The organism is Pandoraea capi (assembly GCF_902459735.1).
Classification (GTDB): Bacteria; Pseudomonadota; Gammaproteobacteria; order Burkholderiales; family Burkholderiaceae; genus Pandoraea; species Pandoraea capi.
Map to the genome: position 1 here is coordinate 20,802 of NZ_CABPRV010000014.1, position 16,393 is coordinate 37,194.

At 61.3% G+C, this 16,393-nt stretch carries 14 protein-coding genes, 1 tRNA gene and 1 pseudogene; 10 read left to right on the plus strand and 6 right to left on the minus strand.

The genetic code is table 11. The annotated features are described in order from the left end of the window. Positions 1-2: 2 nt before the first annotated feature. The 5 genes from pstA to phoR all read left to right on the plus strand — a co-directional run bounded on the left by pstA (position 3) and on the right by phoR (position 4,672). Complete coding sequence (pstA, locus tag PCA20602_RS22890) at positions 3-899, plus strand: phosphate ABC transporter permease PstA (RefSeq protein ID WP_150723240.1); 897 nt, start codon at positions 3-5, stop codon at positions 897-899. Between the two features lie 75 nt (positions 900-974). Next, a complete protein-coding gene (pstB, locus tag PCA20602_RS22895) occupies positions 975-1,757 on the plus strand; it encodes a phosphate ABC transporter ATP-binding protein PstB (RefSeq protein ID WP_039397158.1) in 783 nt (260 codons plus the stop codon). Positions 1,758-1,778: 21 nt separating this feature from the next. After that, positions 1,779-2,486 (plus strand): phosphate signaling complex protein PhoU, encoded by a 708-nt coding sequence (phoU, locus tag PCA20602_RS22900; RefSeq protein WP_069344103.1) that lies wholly within the window; start codon positions 1,779-1,781, stop codon positions 2,484-2,486. A 52-nt stretch (positions 2,487-2,538) separates the two neighbouring features. Next, positions 2,539-3,240, plus strand: coding sequence for a phosphate regulon transcriptional regulator PhoB (gene phoB / locus PCA20602_RS22905; protein WP_150723158.1), 702 nt, complete (start codon positions 2,539-2,541; stop codon positions 3,238-3,240). A 91-nt stretch (positions 3,241-3,331) separates the two neighbouring features. Continuing rightward, positions 3,332-4,672: a phosphate regulon sensor histidine kinase PhoR gene (gene phoR / locus PCA20602_RS22910; protein ID WP_150723159.1), complete on the plus strand. Its 1,341-nt coding sequence runs from the start codon at positions 3,332-3,334 to the stop codon at positions 4,670-4,672. Positions 4,673-4,836: 164 nt separating this feature from the next. On the opposite strand, the gene ppk1 is transcribed toward phoR, so the two are convergent. Continuing rightward, positions 4,837-6,951, minus strand: coding sequence for a polyphosphate kinase 1 (ppk1, locus tag PCA20602_RS22915; protein ID WP_150723160.1), 2,115 nt, complete (start codon positions 6,949-6,951; stop codon positions 4,837-4,839). Between the two features lie 152 nt (positions 6,952-7,103). Here ppk1 and ppx point away from each other — a divergent pair, with 152 nt between their 5' ends. After that, on the plus strand, positions 7,104-8,639 hold the full coding sequence (gene ppx / locus PCA20602_RS22920; RefSeq protein ID WP_150723161.1) for an exopolyphosphatase: 1,536 nt from the start codon (positions 7,104-7,106) through the stop codon (positions 8,637-8,639). Positions 8,640-8,760: 121 nt separating this feature from the next. Here ppx and PCA20602_RS22925 read toward each other — a convergent pair whose 3' ends face one another. Both PCA20602_RS22925 and PCA20602_RS22930 read right to left on the minus strand, forming a co-directional pair. Continuing rightward, the gene (locus tag PCA20602_RS22925; protein ID WP_069344107.1) at positions 8,761-9,588 is read right to left on the minus strand and encodes a GNAT family N-acetyltransferase; all 828 of its coding nucleotides are present in this window, start codon (positions 9,586-9,588) and stop codon (positions 8,761-8,763) included. 196 nt (positions 9,589-9,784) lie between these two features. Further along, positions 9,785-10,261 carry a SixA phosphatase family protein gene (locus PCA20602_RS22930; protein WP_150723241.1) on the minus strand — a complete coding sequence of 159 codons (477 nt, stop codon included), beginning with the start codon at positions 10,259-10,261 and terminating at the stop codon, positions 9,785-9,787. Positions 10,262-10,447: 186 nt separating this feature from the next. On the opposite strand from PCA20602_RS22930, the gene PCA20602_RS22935 reads away from it, so the two are divergent. Continuing rightward, positions 10,448-10,524 (plus strand) — tRNA-Pro (locus tag PCA20602_RS22935). Positions 10,525-10,606: 82 nt separating this feature from the next. On the opposite strand, the gene PCA20602_RS22940 is transcribed toward PCA20602_RS22935, so the two are convergent. Beyond that, positions 10,607-11,167 (minus strand): NADPH-dependent FMN reductase, encoded by a 561-nt coding sequence (locus tag PCA20602_RS22940; protein ID WP_150723162.1) that lies wholly within the window; start codon positions 11,165-11,167, stop codon positions 10,607-10,609. Positions 11,168-11,170: 3 nt separating this feature from the next. Further along, positions 11,171-12,799: an MFS transporter gene (locus tag PCA20602_RS22945; RefSeq protein WP_150723163.1), complete on the minus strand. Its 1,629-nt coding sequence runs from the start codon at positions 12,797-12,799 to the stop codon at positions 11,171-11,173. Positions 12,800-12,980: 181 nt separating this feature from the next. Here PCA20602_RS22945 and PCA20602_RS26240 point away from each other — a divergent pair. Next, a pseudogene (locus tag PCA20602_RS26240) lies at positions 12,981-13,157 on the plus strand (helix-turn-helix domain-containing protein); the annotation flags it as partial. Between the two features lie 15 nt (positions 13,158-13,172). After that, positions 13,173-13,880: a substrate binding domain-containing protein gene (locus tag PCA20602_RS22950; protein WP_246182308.1), complete on the plus strand. Its 708-nt coding sequence runs from the start codon at positions 13,173-13,175 to the stop codon at positions 13,878-13,880. 14 nt (positions 13,881-13,894) lie between these two features. Here the strand turns inward: PCA20602_RS22950 and PCA20602_RS22955 are convergent, their stop codons facing one another. Next, positions 13,895-14,797, minus strand: a complete 903-nt coding sequence (locus tag PCA20602_RS22955; RefSeq protein ID WP_150723165.1) for a LysR family transcriptional regulator — start codon at positions 14,795-14,797, stop codon at positions 13,895-13,897. Positions 14,798-14,973: 176 nt separating this feature from the next. Between PCA20602_RS22955 and PCA20602_RS22960 the strand changes: the two genes are divergently transcribed. After that, on the plus strand, positions 14,974-16,272 hold the full coding sequence (locus PCA20602_RS22960) for a CitMHS family transporter (RefSeq protein WP_150723166.1): 1,299 nt from the start codon (positions 14,974-14,976) through the stop codon (positions 16,270-16,272). Positions 16,273-16,393: the final 121 nt, after the last annotated feature.

The following is a 16,393-nucleotide window of genomic DNA, read 5'->3' on the forward strand; positions in this document are numbered from 1 at the left end:
TGATGACCCAACAAGCGCTCGAATTGGAAACGCCTGCCGTGAAGCCCACCGACGCCTTTACCCGTGTGCGTCTGCAAGCGTATCGCCGCCGCAAGAACATGTTCGCGATCGCCATGTCGCTCGCGGCCATGGCTTTCGGTCTGATCTGGTTGCTGTGGATTCTCTACACCACGCTCTCGCTGGGCATCGGCGGCCTGTCGCTGTCGCTGTTCACCGAAATGACCCCGCCGCCGAACACGGCAGGCGGCGGTCTGGCCAACGCCATCGCCGGCAGTCTGGTGATGGTCGGTGTGGCCACGCTGGTCGGCACGCCGCTGGGTATTCTGGCCGGTGTGTATCTGGCGGAGTACGGTCAGAAGTCGTGGCTCGCGAGCCTCACGCGATTCATCAACGACATTCTGCTCTCGGCGCCGTCGATCGTGATCGGTCTGTTCGTCTACGCGCTGGTCGTGGCGCAGATGGGTCACTTCTCGGCATGGGCCGGCATCATCTCGCTCGCGCTGTTGCAGATCCCCATCGTGATCCGTACCACGGAGAACATGCTCAAGCTGGTGCCGAACAACCTGCGTGAAGCGGCGTTCGCGCTGGGCACGCCGAAGTGGCGAATCATCGTGAAGATCACGTTGAAGGCGTCCATTGCAGGGATCGTAACGGGCGTGCTGCTGGCGGTGGCGCGTATCGCGGGTGAGACGGCACCGCTGCTGTTCACGGCGCTCTCGAACCAGTTCTGGTCGCTGAACCTGAACCAGCCGATGGCCAACCTGCCGGTCACCATCTTCAAATTTGCCATGAGCCCGTTTGTCGAGTGGCAGTCGCTTGCCTGGGCGGGCGTATTCATCATCACCCTCGGGGTGCTGTTCCTGAACATTCTGGCGCGCACGCTGTTTGCCAAGAAGTAAAGGCGAAGGCAACGCCAGACGGCGCCGCGCGACATAACGCCAAGTTAAACGCATACCTGAAGGTTGAGACAGACCATGACGAACCCGACTCAAGAAATCAAGCTGCCCTCGAAGATTGAAGTCAAGAACCTGAACTTCTTCTACGACAAGTACCACGCGCTCAAGAACATCAACCTGCGCATTCCCGACCGTAAGGTGACGGCCTTCATCGGCCCGTCGGGTTGCGGCAAGTCGACGCTGCTGCGCACGTTCAACAAGATGTACGCCCTGTATCCGGAGCAACGCGCCGAGGGCGAGATCAACATGGATGGTGAGAACCTGCTCACCGCCAAGCAGGACATCGCGCTGCTGCGCGCGAAGGTCGGCATGGTGTTCCAGAAGCCGACGCCGTTCCCGATGTCGATCTACGACAACATCGCCTTCGGCGTGCGTCTGTTCGAAAAGCTCTCGCGCTCGGAAATGGATGACCGCGTGGAGTGGGCGCTGACCAAGGCTGCGCTGTGGAGCGAAGTCAAGGACAAGCTGCAACAGTCGGGCTACGGCCTGTCGGGCGGTCAGCAGCAGCGTCTGTGTATCGCACGCGGTATCGCGATTCGTCCGGAAGTCCTGCTGCTCGACGAACCGTGCTCGGCGCTCGACCCGATTTCCACGGGCCGTATCGAAGAGCTGATCGCTGAACTCAAGGACGATTACACGGTGGTGATCGTGACCCACAACATGCAGCAGGCCGCACGTTGCTCGGACTTCACCGCCTACATGTACCTGGGCGAGCTGATCGAATTCGGCGAGACCGAGAAGATCTTCATCAAGCCGGACCGTAAAGAGACCGAAGACTACATCACCGGCCGTTTCGGTTGATGCCACGAGGAAACCCGCGACATGAACGATAAACACCTTTCCAGCCAGTTCGATTCCGACCTGAATCAGGTTTGCTCGCGCGTCCTCGAAATGGGTGGCGTGGTCGAGTCCCAGATCGTCACGGCGATGCAGGGCCTGAACACGTTCGACCGCACGCTGGTCGACGAAGTGATCGCCAACGAGCATCGTCTGAACACGTTGGAAGTCGAGATCGACGAAGAGTGCAGCAAGATCATCGCCCGCCGTCAGCCGACCGCGCGCGACCTGCGTCTGCTGCTCTCGATCTCGAAGACCATCACGAACCTCGAGCGTGCCGGCGACGAAGCCGAAAAGATCGCCAAGCGTACCCGTCACCTGCTGGAAGACGGCGCCGCGCAGAGCGTGAATTTCGCCGAAATCAAGCTCTCCGGCGATATGGCCGCACAATTGCTGCGCCGCACGCTCGACGCGTTTGCGCGTCTGGATATCGTGGCCGCCGCCGAGATCGTGCGCGACGACAAGGCCATCGACAATGAGTTTCGCGGCTTCGTGCGAAAATTGGTGACGTACATGATGGAAGACCCGCGGACCATCTCCGCAGGCCTCGACTTCCTGTTCATCGCCAAGGCCATCGAACGTATCGGCGATCATGCGAAGAACATCGCCGAATTCATCATTTACATTGTCAAAGGCACCGACGTCCGGCACATTTCGCGCGAAGACTTGCAGCGCAAAGTGCAGGGCGAGTAAGACCGATAAGGCAAAAGACGCCTGACATTACTGAAGGTTTGAGAGGGAACCGATGCCTAGCAGCATTCTGATCGTGGAAGACGAGCCGGCGATTTCCGAGCTGATCTCCGTTAATCTGCAACACGCGGGTCACTATCCGATCCGGGCGTACAACGCAGAGCAGGCGCTCACGTTGATCAGCGACGTCCTGCCGGATCTCGTTCTGCTCGACTGGATGTTGCCGGGCAAGTCGGGCGTGACGTTCGCGCGTGAGCTGCGCGCGAACGAGCGCACCAAGCACGTGCCGATCATCATGCTCACCGCGCGCAGCGAGGAGCAGGACAAGGTGATGGGCCTGGAGATCGGTGCTGACGACTACGTCACCAAGCCGTTCTCGCCGAAGGAACTGATGGCGCGTATCAAGGCGGTGCTGCGCCGTCGTGCGCCGCAGCTGACCGAGGATGTGGTGAGCGTGAATGGCCTGAAGCTGGACCCGGCCACGCATCGCGTGACGAGCCACCAGGCGAGCGGCGACATCAAGCTCGATCTCGGCCCGACGGAATTCCGTCTGCTGCACTTCTTCATGACGCATCCGGAGCGCGTGCACAGCCGCTCGCAGTTGCTCGATCAGGTGTGGGGCGATCACGTATTCGTCGAAGAACGTACGGTGGACGTGCATATCAAGCGTCTTCGCGCCGCGCTCAAGCCGGCGGGGCACGATGCTATGATCGAGACCGTACGCGGCAGCGGCTATCGTCTGACGAAGTCGGTCTGAACTCCCACGAGTCGCGCCCAGTCGACACCTGCCGAGCCAATGCCGCTCCCACCCGCCGGGTGACGAGCGGCAAAATTTCTGTGCATCGTCTATGAATATCATCTGGGCCCGTGCGCTGGCGTTCCTGATCCTGCAAGCCGTCATTTCGGTGGCCATCGGCTGGATATTCGGCGCGAGCGCAGGCTACGTCACCGCGATCGTCCTGCTGGTGATACAGCTCTGCTTCAACGTGTATCACGCCCAGCGCTTATGGCGCCTGCTCGAGGCGCCGGTCTACGGCGAAGTGCCGAGCGCCATCGGGCTGTGGGGCGAAATCTACTACCGGCTGCACAAGCTGGCCAAACGCTGGCATAACCAGGTCAAGCAGGTGGAACAACAGCACGCACGCTTCATTCAGGCGATCCAGGCATCGCCTAACGGCGTGATCATGCTCGACGAACAAAATCAGATCGAGTGGTGCAACGCGATCGCCGAGACGCATTTCGGCATCGACGCCAAGCGCGATCTGCGTCAACAGATCACCCATCTCCTGCGCACACCGGCCTTCGTGCACTACCTGTCCTCCGAACGCTACGACGAGGCGCTGCTCATGCATCACATGGGCGAGAAGCGCAACAACGTGCTGTCGATGCAGGTGTTCCCGTACGGCGATAACCGCAAGCTGATCATCTCGCTGGACGTGACCGATCTCGAGCGTACCGATGCGATGCGCCGCGATTTCGTGGCCAACGTCTCACATGAACTCAAGACGCCGCTCACGGTGCTGTCAGGCTTTCTGGAAACCGTCGGCGAATTGCCGCTGTCGCCAGACGAGATCCAGCGCTATGTCGAGATCATGCGTCAGCAGGCCGGGCGCATGCAGAACATCGTGAACGATCTGCTCACGCTGGCGAAGCTCGAAGGCAGCGGCAAGCCGCCGTCTGACGACCGGATCGACATGGGCATGCAGATGCGCTCTCTGCGCGGCGACGCGGAAGGGCTCTCGCAGGGGCAGCACGTGATCGAAGTGACGGGCGCCGAAGGCGTCGATCTGCGCGGGGCAGAGGGCGAGTTGCACAGCGCCTTCAGCAACCTCGTGAGCAACGCCGTGCGTTATACGCCGCAGGGCGGCAAGATCCGCATCGAATGGGGGCCGACGAGCGATGGCGGCGCGCGGTTTGCCGTGATCGACTCCGGCCTTGGCATTCCGGCCGAGCACATCCCGCGGCTGACCGAACGTTTCTATCGCATCGATCGCAGTCGTTCGCGCGATACGGGCGGCACCGGTCTGGGGCTGGCCATCGTCAAGCACGTGCTCACGCGTCACCAGGCGGACTTGCGCGTGACGAGCGAGGAAGGGCGCGGCAGCACGTTCGCCATCCATTTCCCGCCCACACGGGTGGTGCATCGGGCGCCGGTCGATACGCCGTCGCAAGTGTCGGTGAACGACTAAATTCCGCAGAGCCAGTCGTAGAGAAGGCGTTCGATCTGATGGTCGAGCGCCTTTTTTGTCGAGCGTGAGGGCTGGCGGGGCGACGCAACGGGCAATAAAAAAGGGAGCGTTTACTCTCCGCTCCCTTACTCGTTGCGCCGCCAGTGCCCATGACAGGCACTCGTTCAATTGCCTGTCTGCACGTGCTGTGCGATCTCCTGCATCAGCACCATCTGGCTGTTGTAGGGCGTCTTGCCCGGCTTACGACGCACGTAGTTGCCGTCGGGGCGCATCAGCCACGACAGCGTGTTGTCGCGCAGATGCACCATCAGCCCCTCGCGAATTACGCGCATTTTCAGGCGCTTGTCGCGCACCGGGAACGCCACCTCCACCCGCCGGAAGAAGTTGCGTTCCATCCAGTCGGCGCTCGAGAGCATCACATGCTCGTCACCGTTCGCATAGAAATAGTAGATGCGATGGTGTTCAAGGAAGCGTCCGACGATCGAACGCACAGTGATGTTTTCGGACATATCCTTCACGCCCGCACGCAACGAGCACACGCCGCGCACGATCAGATCGATCTTCACGCCGGCGCGCGACGCCTTGTAAAGCTCGGCAATGATCGTCGGTTCGAGCAGCGCATTCATCTTCGCGATGATGCGGGCCTTCTTGCCGGCCGCCGCCGCTTCCGTCTCACGGCGAATCGCTTCGAGCAGGTGCGAGTGCATCGTGAACGGCGACTGCCAGAGGCCGTTCAGATGAGTCTGACGGCCAATGCCGGTGAGTTGCTGGAAGACGACATGCACGTCGGCGCACAGCGCTTCGTCGGCAGTCATCAGGCCAAAGTCCGTGTACAGACGCGCGGTGCGCGGGTGGTAGTTGCCCGTGCCGAGGTGGACGTAGCGTTTGAGGTGCGTCTTCTTGCCCTGGCGGGTGCGGCGCACCACGAGCAGCATCTTGGCGTGGCATTTATGGCCGACCACGCCGTAGACGACGTGTGCGCCGACGGCTTCGAGACGAGCGGCCCAGTTGATGTTCGTCTCTTCGTCGAAGCGCGCGAGCAGTTCCACCACGACGGTGACTTCCTTGCCGTTGCGTGCTGCTTCCATGAGCGCGTCCATCAGCGCGGATTCGTTGCCGGTGCGGTAGATGGTCTGTTTGATGGCGACGACATCGGGGTCGCGCGCGGCTTGCAGCAGCAGTTCGAGTACGGGCTGGAAGCTGTCGTACGGATGATGCAGCAGCAGATCGCCCTGATCGATGAGATCGAACATCGCAGGCGACGCACTCATGCGCTTGGGCAGCGCCGGCACGAACGGCACGAACTTCAGGTCCGGGCGGTCGACCATTTCCGGCAGCGGCATCAGACGCACCAGATTGACCGGGCCCTTGACGCGATAGCAATCCGAGTCGGTCAGGCCGCACTCCGTCTGGAGGCGCCGCACGAGGCGTGCCGGGGCGCCGGCGTCGACTTCAAGGCGCACGGCGTCGCCGAGGTGACGCGCCGGGAGTTCGCCTTGCAGCGCGGTGCGCAGATTGGTGATTTCGTCCTCGTCGACGAACAGATCGCTGTTACGCGTGACGCGGAACTGATGACAGCCCTTGGCGGTGAGCCCGGGGAACAGTTCGCTCGAAAAGCGCAGCATGAGCGAGCTGAGCAGCACGAAGCTGTTGGGCAGCGGGGCGAGCGCCGGCGGCATCGGCACCAGACGGGGCAGGGCGCGGGGGGCCTGAACGATGGCGAGTTCGGCGTCGCGGCCGAAAGCGTCCTTACCTTCGAGCTCGACGGCGAAGTTCAGGCTCTTGTTGAGCACGCGGGGGAACGGGTGCGCGGGGTCCAGCCCGATGGGCGTGAGCACCGGCACGAGTTCGCGCATGAAATAGTCGCGCGCCCATTCCACCTGGGCGTCGTTCCAGCTGCCGGACGGGTGAAAGGCGATGCCTTCGGCTTCCATCAAGGGAAGGAGGCTGTCGAACATTGCATACTGCTTTTCGACGAGTGCCTGTGCCCGTGCGCAGACTTGCGTGTAAACTTGCTGAAAAGTCATGCCGTCGGGCGTGAGCATGCCCGGATTCTCGCGCATCTGCTCCTTCAGCCCGGCGACGCGGATCTCGAAGAATTCATCCAGATTGCTACTCACGATACAGACGAAGCGCAGGCGCTCCAGCAAGGGCGTGGCCGGATCGGCCGCCTGGGCAAGCACGCGTTCGTTGAACGCAAGAATGCCGAGCTCACGGTTGAGCAACGGGTAATTCATATTGAACGTGCGAAAGACATGGGATTGGCGTGAATTCTTCATCCGTATTGTTACAGTTATATGACATTCACATTTGTCAACGACGTGTCATATTCGATTTGTAACTTATTCGTCATTTATTTGTCGAGTGCTCGTCATGCTTTTAAAGTTATGCATCGGGTAATTCGACATTCTTCGCTCAGGCGCACCCCCACATGAGTACCCCATCGCCCTTGTTAGCGGCCGTCGATCTCGGCTCGAACAGTTTTCGCCTGATCATCGGCCGCGTGGAAGAAACGTCCGCCGGCACGCAGATTTATCAGGTCGATGCGCTGCGCGAGCCGGTTCGACTGGCGGCTGGCCTGAACGCTGAGAAGTATCTCGATCATCCGTCGCAGCAACGCGGCTGGGACGTGCTCAAGCGCTTCGGCGAGCGCCTGCGCGGCTTCCATCCCGATCAGGTGCGCGCGGTCGCCACGAACACATTGCGTGTCGCCAAGAACGCACAGGACTTTCTCGGTGAAGCGCAGCGCGCGCTGGGCTTTCCTATCGAGGTGATTGCCGGACGCGAAGAAGCGCGTCTTATCTATGCGGGCGCGGCGCATTCGGTGCCCACGTGCCCGGGCAATCGTCTCGTGGTGGACATCGGCGGCGGCTCGACGGAATTCATCATTGGGCAGGACTACGAGCCGTTGATCATGGAGAGCCTGTACATCGGCTGCGTGAGTCACAGCCGTCTGTTCTTCCCCAGCGGCAATGTCGACGAGTACGCGATGAAGCAGGCCGAACTGGCGGCGCGTCGGGAAATTCAGATCATTTCGGCAACGTATCGTGAAGCGGGCTGGTCGCAGGCAATCGGCTCGTCCGGCACGGCGCGCGCGCTGGCCGAACTGCTCGAAGCCAACGGCTTTAACGATGGTGGTGTGCATGGTCTCACGCGCGGCGGGCTCGAACGCCTCAAGCGCGCGCTGATCAAGGCGGAGAACGCAAACCGTCTCAAGCTGGCCGGGCTCAAGCAGGACCGTATTCCGGTGCTGCCGGGTGGTCTGTCGATCATGTTGTCCGTCTTCAACGAACTCGAAGTCGACCATATGGAGACGACAGACGCCGCGCTGCGTCTGGGCGTGATGTACGACCTGCTGGGCCGCACGCAGCATCAGGACATGCGGGCAGTGACGGTAGAGCAGTTCGTGCGCCGTTACGGCGTGGATCGTGCGCAGGCCGAGCGGGTCGGGCGTCTGGCGATCTCGTTGTATCGTCAATTGCCGGTCGACGTGGCGGCTGGCGGATCGTCGGACGACGCCCAGGGCGACGGACGCGAGGAAGGCGAGGCATTGCTCAACTGGGCCTCGTCGCTGCACGAGATGGGGCTGTCGATTTCACACAGCGCGTACCACAAGCACTCGGCCTACATCGGCAGCAATGCCGATATGCCTGGCTTTTCGCGTCCCGATCAGGCGCGTCTCGCGGAGTTGCTGCTGGGGCATGTTGGCAAGTTGGGCAAGCTGGCGTCGCAGGCGCAGCAGGTCGACTGGCAACTGCTGTTCTGCCTGCGACTCGCTGTGTTGTTCTGTCGTCGTCGCACGGATGCCTTGCCCGACAGTATCGACGTCGAGCGCCTTGCCGACGGTTTTCAGGTGTCGGTGCCCCGTCAGTGGATCGATGCCAACCCGCTCACCGACTACAGCTTGCAGCGTGAGGCGCAGGAGTGGGAGAAGATCGGCATGCGCTACAAGGTGGTGTACGCCTGAGGCGCTGACGAGCGTTACTGCAAGACGGTGGTTCGAAACAAAAAGCCCGGCATTTGCCGGGCTTTTTCGTCCCTGTTGGTCTGACCCCGGGACTGAATACTTTGGGGGGGATGGTTGCCTGTCAGGCTTGTTGAAGCTTGCTTACCAGGTCGGGTCCGAGGAAGTGGCGCGCATAGCGCGGGTTCATGTCGGACAGACGGAACAGCGTGAGGAAGTCTGCGGTGTTGAAGTCGGGGTCCCAGGCCGGTGCGCCGCAGATGCGGGCGCCGAGGCGCAGGTAGCCCTTGACGAGTGCGGGCGGCTCGACGTCGAGTGTCGATTGCAGTTCGTCCACCGGCAGGGCGATGCGGGGTACGGCGTGGTACTCGGACGGCGCCATGGAGGTGTCTTGCAGCTTGCGATAGAGGCTGGCCGCATAGTGACCGCCGTCGGCCATCGGCACGCTGGCGCAACCGAGCATGGTTTCCAGGCCGTTACGCAGCATGTACTCGGCCAGACCGCTCCACAGTGCCATGATGACGGCGCCGTTGCGGTAGTCGGTGTGCACGCACGAGCGGCCGGTTTCGAGCATCTTCGGACGGAGATGGTCGAGGCGGGAGAGGTCGAATTCTCCTTCGGAGTACAGACGGCCGAGGCGCTTGGCTTGAGACGGGGGCAATACGCGATAGGTGCCGACGACCTTGAGCGAATCCTGATCGCGCACGATCAGGTGGTCGCAGTATTGGTCATATTCGTCGACGTCGAGGCCTGCGGGACCTTTGACCGACGCGCCCATTTCTTCGGCGAAGACCTGATATCTCAGGTGTTGCGCTTCACGAAGCTCGCTTTCGTCGCGTGCCCACGCCACAGCCAGATTCGGTTTGACAGGCGTTTCAGGGCGAGGAAGACGCCTCCGCGACGTGGGGGTCAGCGAAGAGAGCGGCATGGTGGGGTTCGGCAGGTCGCGCATAAAAGCCCTTTTTGTGACGGTCGCGTTGCGACGTACTTTAAAAAGCATCAATGTCGATTCCGTGAACGGTAGGCGACAATTCTATGACAAAACGCCCGTTGTCATGAGGCAACTCCTTAATATGGCGCCTTACATTGCCCGAACGACGGGGCTTTGCGACGTTTTTAGGGGGCGCTGGTGCAGTGGTGAAATCTTGTCAGATGAGATCGGGGTTAACGACGGCGCGCACCACGACCTGACTCTCGTCTTCGCGACGGCGGGAGGCGAGCCACCAGATGCCGCCTTTCTTGACGGTCCAGTACGCTTCCTGGCCGCTGAGCAGCAGGGCGGCGAGTTGACCCAGGGCGGGTTGATGGCCGACGAGCACGACGGTCTGGGCGGTGCCTGGCCAGTCGATGGCGCCGAGCAGGGAGACGGCGTTGGCGCCGGGGGCGAGGTCGCGCACGATGCGTGGGGTGGGCGTGAGGGCTTGGGCGGTCTGGACGGCGCGGATGGCGGGGCTGGAGAGAATGACGGCGTCGTCGGGCAGACGGGGGCGAAGCCACTGCGCGGCCTTTTCGGCCTGTTTGCGGCCACGTTCGGTGAGTTCGCGGGCGAGATCGGCCTGAGCGCTGAGGGCGAGGGCGGCGGGCAGGTTTTCGGCATCGGCGTGACGCCAGAGAATCAGGTTCATCGACACGGGTTCTGACATGGTGAACCTCCCACTATGGCGGGTTTTCGTGGCGGCGGCGTGACCGTCGGCGGGGCGGCAGGACGAGTGGCGCCCGATGATTGTGCAGCCGATATCGGGAAAATGCTCGGAATCTGCGCGACGATTTGACGCGGCGCAAAGAACCCTCTAAAATGCGTCCTCTTTCGTCGGAGCGTAGCGCAGCCTGGTAGCGCATCTGATTTGGGATCAGAGGGTCGTAGGTTCGAATCCTATCGCTCCGACCAAAAAAATCCTTGCAGTACAAGTAGTTACGGAACGCCCCATCGGGGCGTTTTTCGTTTGTCTAATCGGATTTCCCGCGGCGGCTCACTGCATCAGATTCGCCAGGTCGATCATCGCTTGTTCGACGCTGGAAGCTACGTCTGCGAAATCTGTTGCCGGATGCAAGGTGCCGCCGTGACGGATCACATCGTCGGACAGGGTGATCGACGGGGCCGTCGCCACAACGCGCATCTTTAGCGCCTGAGCGACCTCTCGCAGTTGACTGGCGCACTTCGTTCCGCCATGCCCGCCATATGTCACGATGGCCGTCGGCTTCTCTCGCCATTCGTCATACAGGTGGTCGATCGCATTTTTCAGCGCGGCCGGATAGCCCCAGTTGTATTGGGGGGTGACGAAAATCACGGCGTCGCTGGCGGAAATTTTCTCACTCCATGCGCGTGTGTGCGGCTGCGCATAGGGCGCTCCGCTCGCGGGCAATCCCGGCTCGTCGTCAAGCGGAAGATGCCACGCGCTGAGGTCTACGATCTCATACGCAAAATCCGTGCTCGACTGGCCGACATCGACGACCCACCGTGCGATGGTCGGGCAGTTTCGGCCTGCGCGCGTGCTGCCCATGATGACCAGTACCCGTTTTGTTTCACTCATTGCTTATCCATTAGTCGTTTGATGGAGCGCCTTTTTCGTGACCTGTGCAGGCGCCATCAAGGGAACGAAGCACAGCGCCAACAGCCCGACCGCCGCCATGAACATGAAGGCGTCGGCATAGGCGAGCGTTCTCGCCTGCCTTATCGCTGTTTCTGCCAATAGTGCTTGCGCCATAGTGTGCGCCTGCATCTCCGACACCCCTCGCTGAATCAGCATCGCCGTCGCGGATGTCATCCATTCATCGACTTGCAGAGACGTTGCGTAAAGGAAGTCGAACAACCGGCTCGAATGCAATTGCTCCCGCCACGCCAGTACGACGGTCACGAGGGTCACGCCCAGCGACATCCCGAATTGTCGGAACGTCATGTACACCGCGACCGCATCGAGCTGTACCTCTTGCGGCAATCGGGCCACCGTGCCGCTGGCGAGTGCCGACAGGACTGGCGAAAGACAGAAGGCATACAGGATCAGCGGCAACGCGAAATATTCATATGGCGTGGTGGTCGTGATCAGATGCGACATCAGCGACATGGATATCGTCAGAAGCACAAACGCAAAGGCAAGCACCTTTCGTGGCCCGAACTTGGCGACCGATCGTGTGACCAGTGGCCGAATGGCCGCAGCCGTCAGCGCATAGACACAGAGAACACGTCCTGTGTGGGTGGCATCGAGACGGGGGGAATAAACCGTGCGCAGAAATTCCGGCAGCGCATACGTGCTGCCTGACACGATGATGCCGGCAACCACCCCGAGCACAATGGAAGCCATGACATCGCGGTGTCGAAGCAGATCAAGACGATGCAGCCGCCTGTCGTTGCGATGATGTCGTTGCCATCCCACGAACAGGATGAGTGCCGACATTCCCGCCCATGCCAGTCCCCGAATCTCCGACGAGCCGAACCAGTCTTTCGCCTGTCCCCGACTCATCATGATTTGCGCACAGACGAGCGCTACGCCGAGCAGGAGAAGTCCGGGCACGTCGATTCCCCGGGAGCGTATGTCAGTGGGACGGACAACCTTCGGGAAGTGTCGTGTGAGCAGCCAGATGGCGGCCACGGCGACGACGATATTCGGCACGAAAAGCAGCCGCCACGTGTATTGGTCGGTGACATATCCGCTCACTAGCAATCCGAGTGCCGTCGACAGATAGATCATCATGGAGATGCGCATCATCGAGACGCTGCGTCGCGGGCGAGGAATCAGCAGATAGACGCTACCTCGCCACCACATCGCAAGACCTGCACCGGCAAATCCAGACACCGCACGCCATAGCAGCATGGCGCCGAAATCGGTGGCGAACGCACATCCCAGCGACGCCACCGCAAACACGACGATACTGCCCAGGATGTAGCGCAAATAGCCGATGTGGCGGGCGAGCCAGATGGAAACGGCCACCCCCAGAAACAACGATGTGCTGAAGGTAATCAAGAGCCAGCTGGCTTCGTCCTGCGATACGCCAAACGAGCCCGCCATGTCGGGCAGCACGAGATTGACGGCATCGAAGGTGTAGAACTCCAGCCATGCGGTCAGCCCGAGCCCGGTGAGAAGTCCCGCCTGTTTCCCATCGCCTTGCGATGCAGGCGCGGTAGCGGTTTTCAACGCACCGGATTGAAGAGAGGGAGAAGACGACATATTTGCAGAATTCGGAAATGACGGGATCGAGCCTTCAGTTTGAATCGCTCGTTATCTCGCCGAAACCCATCAATCTGCATGGGTTTATTCCGATTAGTGGAAATATGGGGCGTGCGGTGCTAGCATCCTTTCCGGTGAAAATAGCGTTGGCCCGAGGCAGGTCACTCGGCAGGAGGCGGTTTTGGACTCGATTTCCGAACTTGAGCTTTTTCAGGCGATTGTCGACAGCGGCGGCATTTCGCACGCGGCAGTGGCGTTGCATTCCTCGCCTGCTGCGGTCAGCCGACGCTTGCGACAACTGGAGACGCGCCTGGGGGTTTGTCTTGCGAATCGCAGCACGCGACGTTTCCATCTCACCGACGAAGGAAAGTTGTTGTACGAGCGTGCGGCAGCAATTCTGGAGTCGGTGCGTGATGTCGAGTCAGAAGTCTCTTCCCGAGGCACGGTAGCGCGTGGACTGTTGCGCGTTGGTGCGCCATCCGATTTGGGGCGTCGTCAGCTATCGACATTGCTGGCGCAATTCGCGCGTCTGCATCCGGGCCTTGAAATCACGCTGTTCCTGTCCGATGCCGGCATCGAGAACATGCTTGATGGCTGCGACGTCGCGCTGCGTTTCGGCTTACCTCGCGATGAAGGCATGGTCGCGCGTAAAGTCGCCACGTCTGACATGCTGCTGGTGGCGGCGCCGTCGTACCTGACGCAACGTGGCAGCCCGGCAACCCCGGAAGAACTGAGGGCCCACAATTGCCTTCGTCTGTTCCGACGCCATCGCGTCCCCGGCCCATGGCGGTTCCTGCAGCAAGGTGGCTTTGTGGACGTCAGCGTAAGCGGCACGCTGGGCAGTGCCGATGGGGCGATGTTGCGCGAATGGGCGCTGGCCGGAGAGGGGATCTCCTGCGAAGCGGAGTGGGACGTCTGCGAGGACCTCGCCGCCGGCCGTCTGGTCCGCTTGCTCCCGTCTTATCCGATGCCGCGCATTGATCTGTATGTCGTATTCGCACCCGGCAATCCGGTTCCTCCGCGGATTCGGCTGTTAGTCGACTTTCTGATCCATGAATTCGGCGGGCTGACTCACGCCTGATCAATCGCGTCGCTTCAAACCGGACTCGACGCAGATTGACCCAGAATCGACAGCAGGGAGTGAACGCCGGCAGAGATATCGTCGGGACGCCAGGCGGCCGCGATTTCGAGCCGGAGGTGCGCGGAGTCGTTCGCCAGTTCCTTGTACACCACGCCCTTGTGTGGGCTGTTTCTTACCTGCGCGGGCAGTAGCGTAACGCCCATGCCTGCGGCGACAAGACTCACCATGCTGGCCATCTGCCACGCATTGTGGCCGATTCGTGGGCTGAATCCGGCTTCGTCGCACGCCATCAGAAACTTGGCGTGCAGGCTCGGACTTCTGTTGGCCGGAAAGACGATAAACGAGTCGTCTGCCAGATCTTCGAGGCGCAAGGTTCGGGCCGCCGCCAGTCGGTGGTTTCTCGGCAGCACGGCAATGAACCGCTCCACCTCGACGATGCGCATATTCAGATCGGAGGCGTTGTTCAGCGGCACGCGAACGATGCCAAGATCAATCTTGCTCGCGTGCAGGCTTTCGATTTGCTCAACCGAAGTCTGCTCGCGCAGATCGACGTGAATGGCAGGAAACTTCGTGCGAAAGTCGCGCAGTATGCGGGGCAGAAACTCGTAGCTCACCGACCCCATGAAGCCGACGGTAATCCTGCCGATAAGCCCCTCGCTGGCCCGGCGGGCCGTGTCGATGGCGCGCTGCCCATGCGCCAGAAGTTCTCGCGCTTCCTCCAGAAAGGCCCCCCCCGCCGGCGTGAGCGACACGGAATGCTTCGAGCGGGCGAGCAACTGCACCCCCACCACTTCCTCCAGATTCTTGATCGCCTGACTCAGTGGCGGCTGCGCCATGTGCAGCCGCACGGCGGCACGCCCAAAGTGCAGCTCTTCCGCGACGGCAATGAACTGTGTCAGTAAGCGACCGGGGATCATGGTGAGACGAAATTCGTATCAAAGTGGACAAAACATGTATTGGACGAATCTTACCCAATCCCACACACTTTTCAAGCCGCCAGACACGCCGCCGGGACAGCGACGGTCTCCGGTTGCCGAATCGCCGCAAGAGTGATTCCGGTCCATCTTCACAATAAACCCCCTGGGGGAGACAAATGCTTGCACTAACCGGACTCATTTCGGTGCTGGCGCTATTGGCATTGATTCTGACGAAACGCATGTCGCCGCTCGCCGCGCTCATTGCCGTGCCGGTCGTCGCTGCGGTGGTCAGTGGTTTTGGCCTGCAAATCACGACCTTCATTCTCAAAGGCATTACCAGCGTCGCGCCCGTGGTGGGCATGTTCATCTTCGCCATTATTTTCTTCGGCGTGCTCACCGACGCAGGCATGCTCGATCCGATCATCAGCCGGATACTTCGGCTCGTCGGTGCGCGTCCCCCTCGCATTCTGATGGGCACCGCGTTACTCGCGCTGCTCATTCACCTCGACGGCTCCGGCGCAGTGTGCTTCCTGGTGACGATTCCCGCGATGCTGCCGGTGTACGAGCGCCTGAACATGGACAAGCGCTTGCTCGTCTGTATGGCCGCGCTGGGCGCCGGTGTGAATTTCCTGCCCTGGGCGGGTGTCACGATTCGCGCGTCGGTCGCGCTGCACATTCCGACCGCCGAGATTTTCGCGCCGCTGCTGCTCGTTCAGGGCGTCGGTCTGGTGTTCGTGCTCTTGATCGCTTATCTGCTGGGCAAGCGCGAGGAACGCCGGCTGGGGCTCGTGCACGATGGCCGGCCGTTCGTGGTTCCCACGCGCGAACTGTCCGAGCAGGAACTGGCGTTGCGCCGCCCCCGGCGATTCTGGCCGAATCTCGTGCTGACGCTGGTCGTGATGGGCACGATGATCACCGGCAAGGTCGATCCGGTCGTGATGTTCATGCTCGGAACCGTCGTGGCGCTATTCATCAACTACGCCAACGCCGACGAGCAGCGTCGCCGGGTGGATGCTCACGCGCCTGCCGCACTGATGATGGCAAGTGTCCTGCTGGCGGCGGGCACCTTCACCGGGATCATGTCCGGGACCGGCATGCTGAATGCCATGGCAAGCGAAGCCGTGCATTTGATTCCCGCCGGACAGGCGCATCACATTCCGTTCGTGATGGGCCTGATTTCGATGCCGCTCAGTCTTCTCTTCGACCCCGATTCCTTCTATCTCGGCGTGCTGCCCGTTGTGGCCGGCGCTGCGGAGCGACTGGGTGTGCCGCAGATCCAGGTGGCGCAGGCCGCGTTGCTCGGCCAGATGACGACCGGTTTCCCTGTCAGTCCCTTGACGCCGGCAACGTTCCTGCTCGTCGGTCTCGCCGGCATCGACCTGGCCGAACACCAGAAATTCGCGATCCCGTTCCTTTTCGCGACATCGGTCGTGATGACGATCGCATGCGTGATTCTCGGGGTCTTTCCACTATGACGGGGTCGTCCCCGTTCGATCTATCAGGCATCGATCTGCCGAGAAGCACGTCGGCGGCGATGCGAGAACACCGAAGTCATGGAGAAGGCAGATGAAGTCAGGGACGTGCGTAACGCCAGGC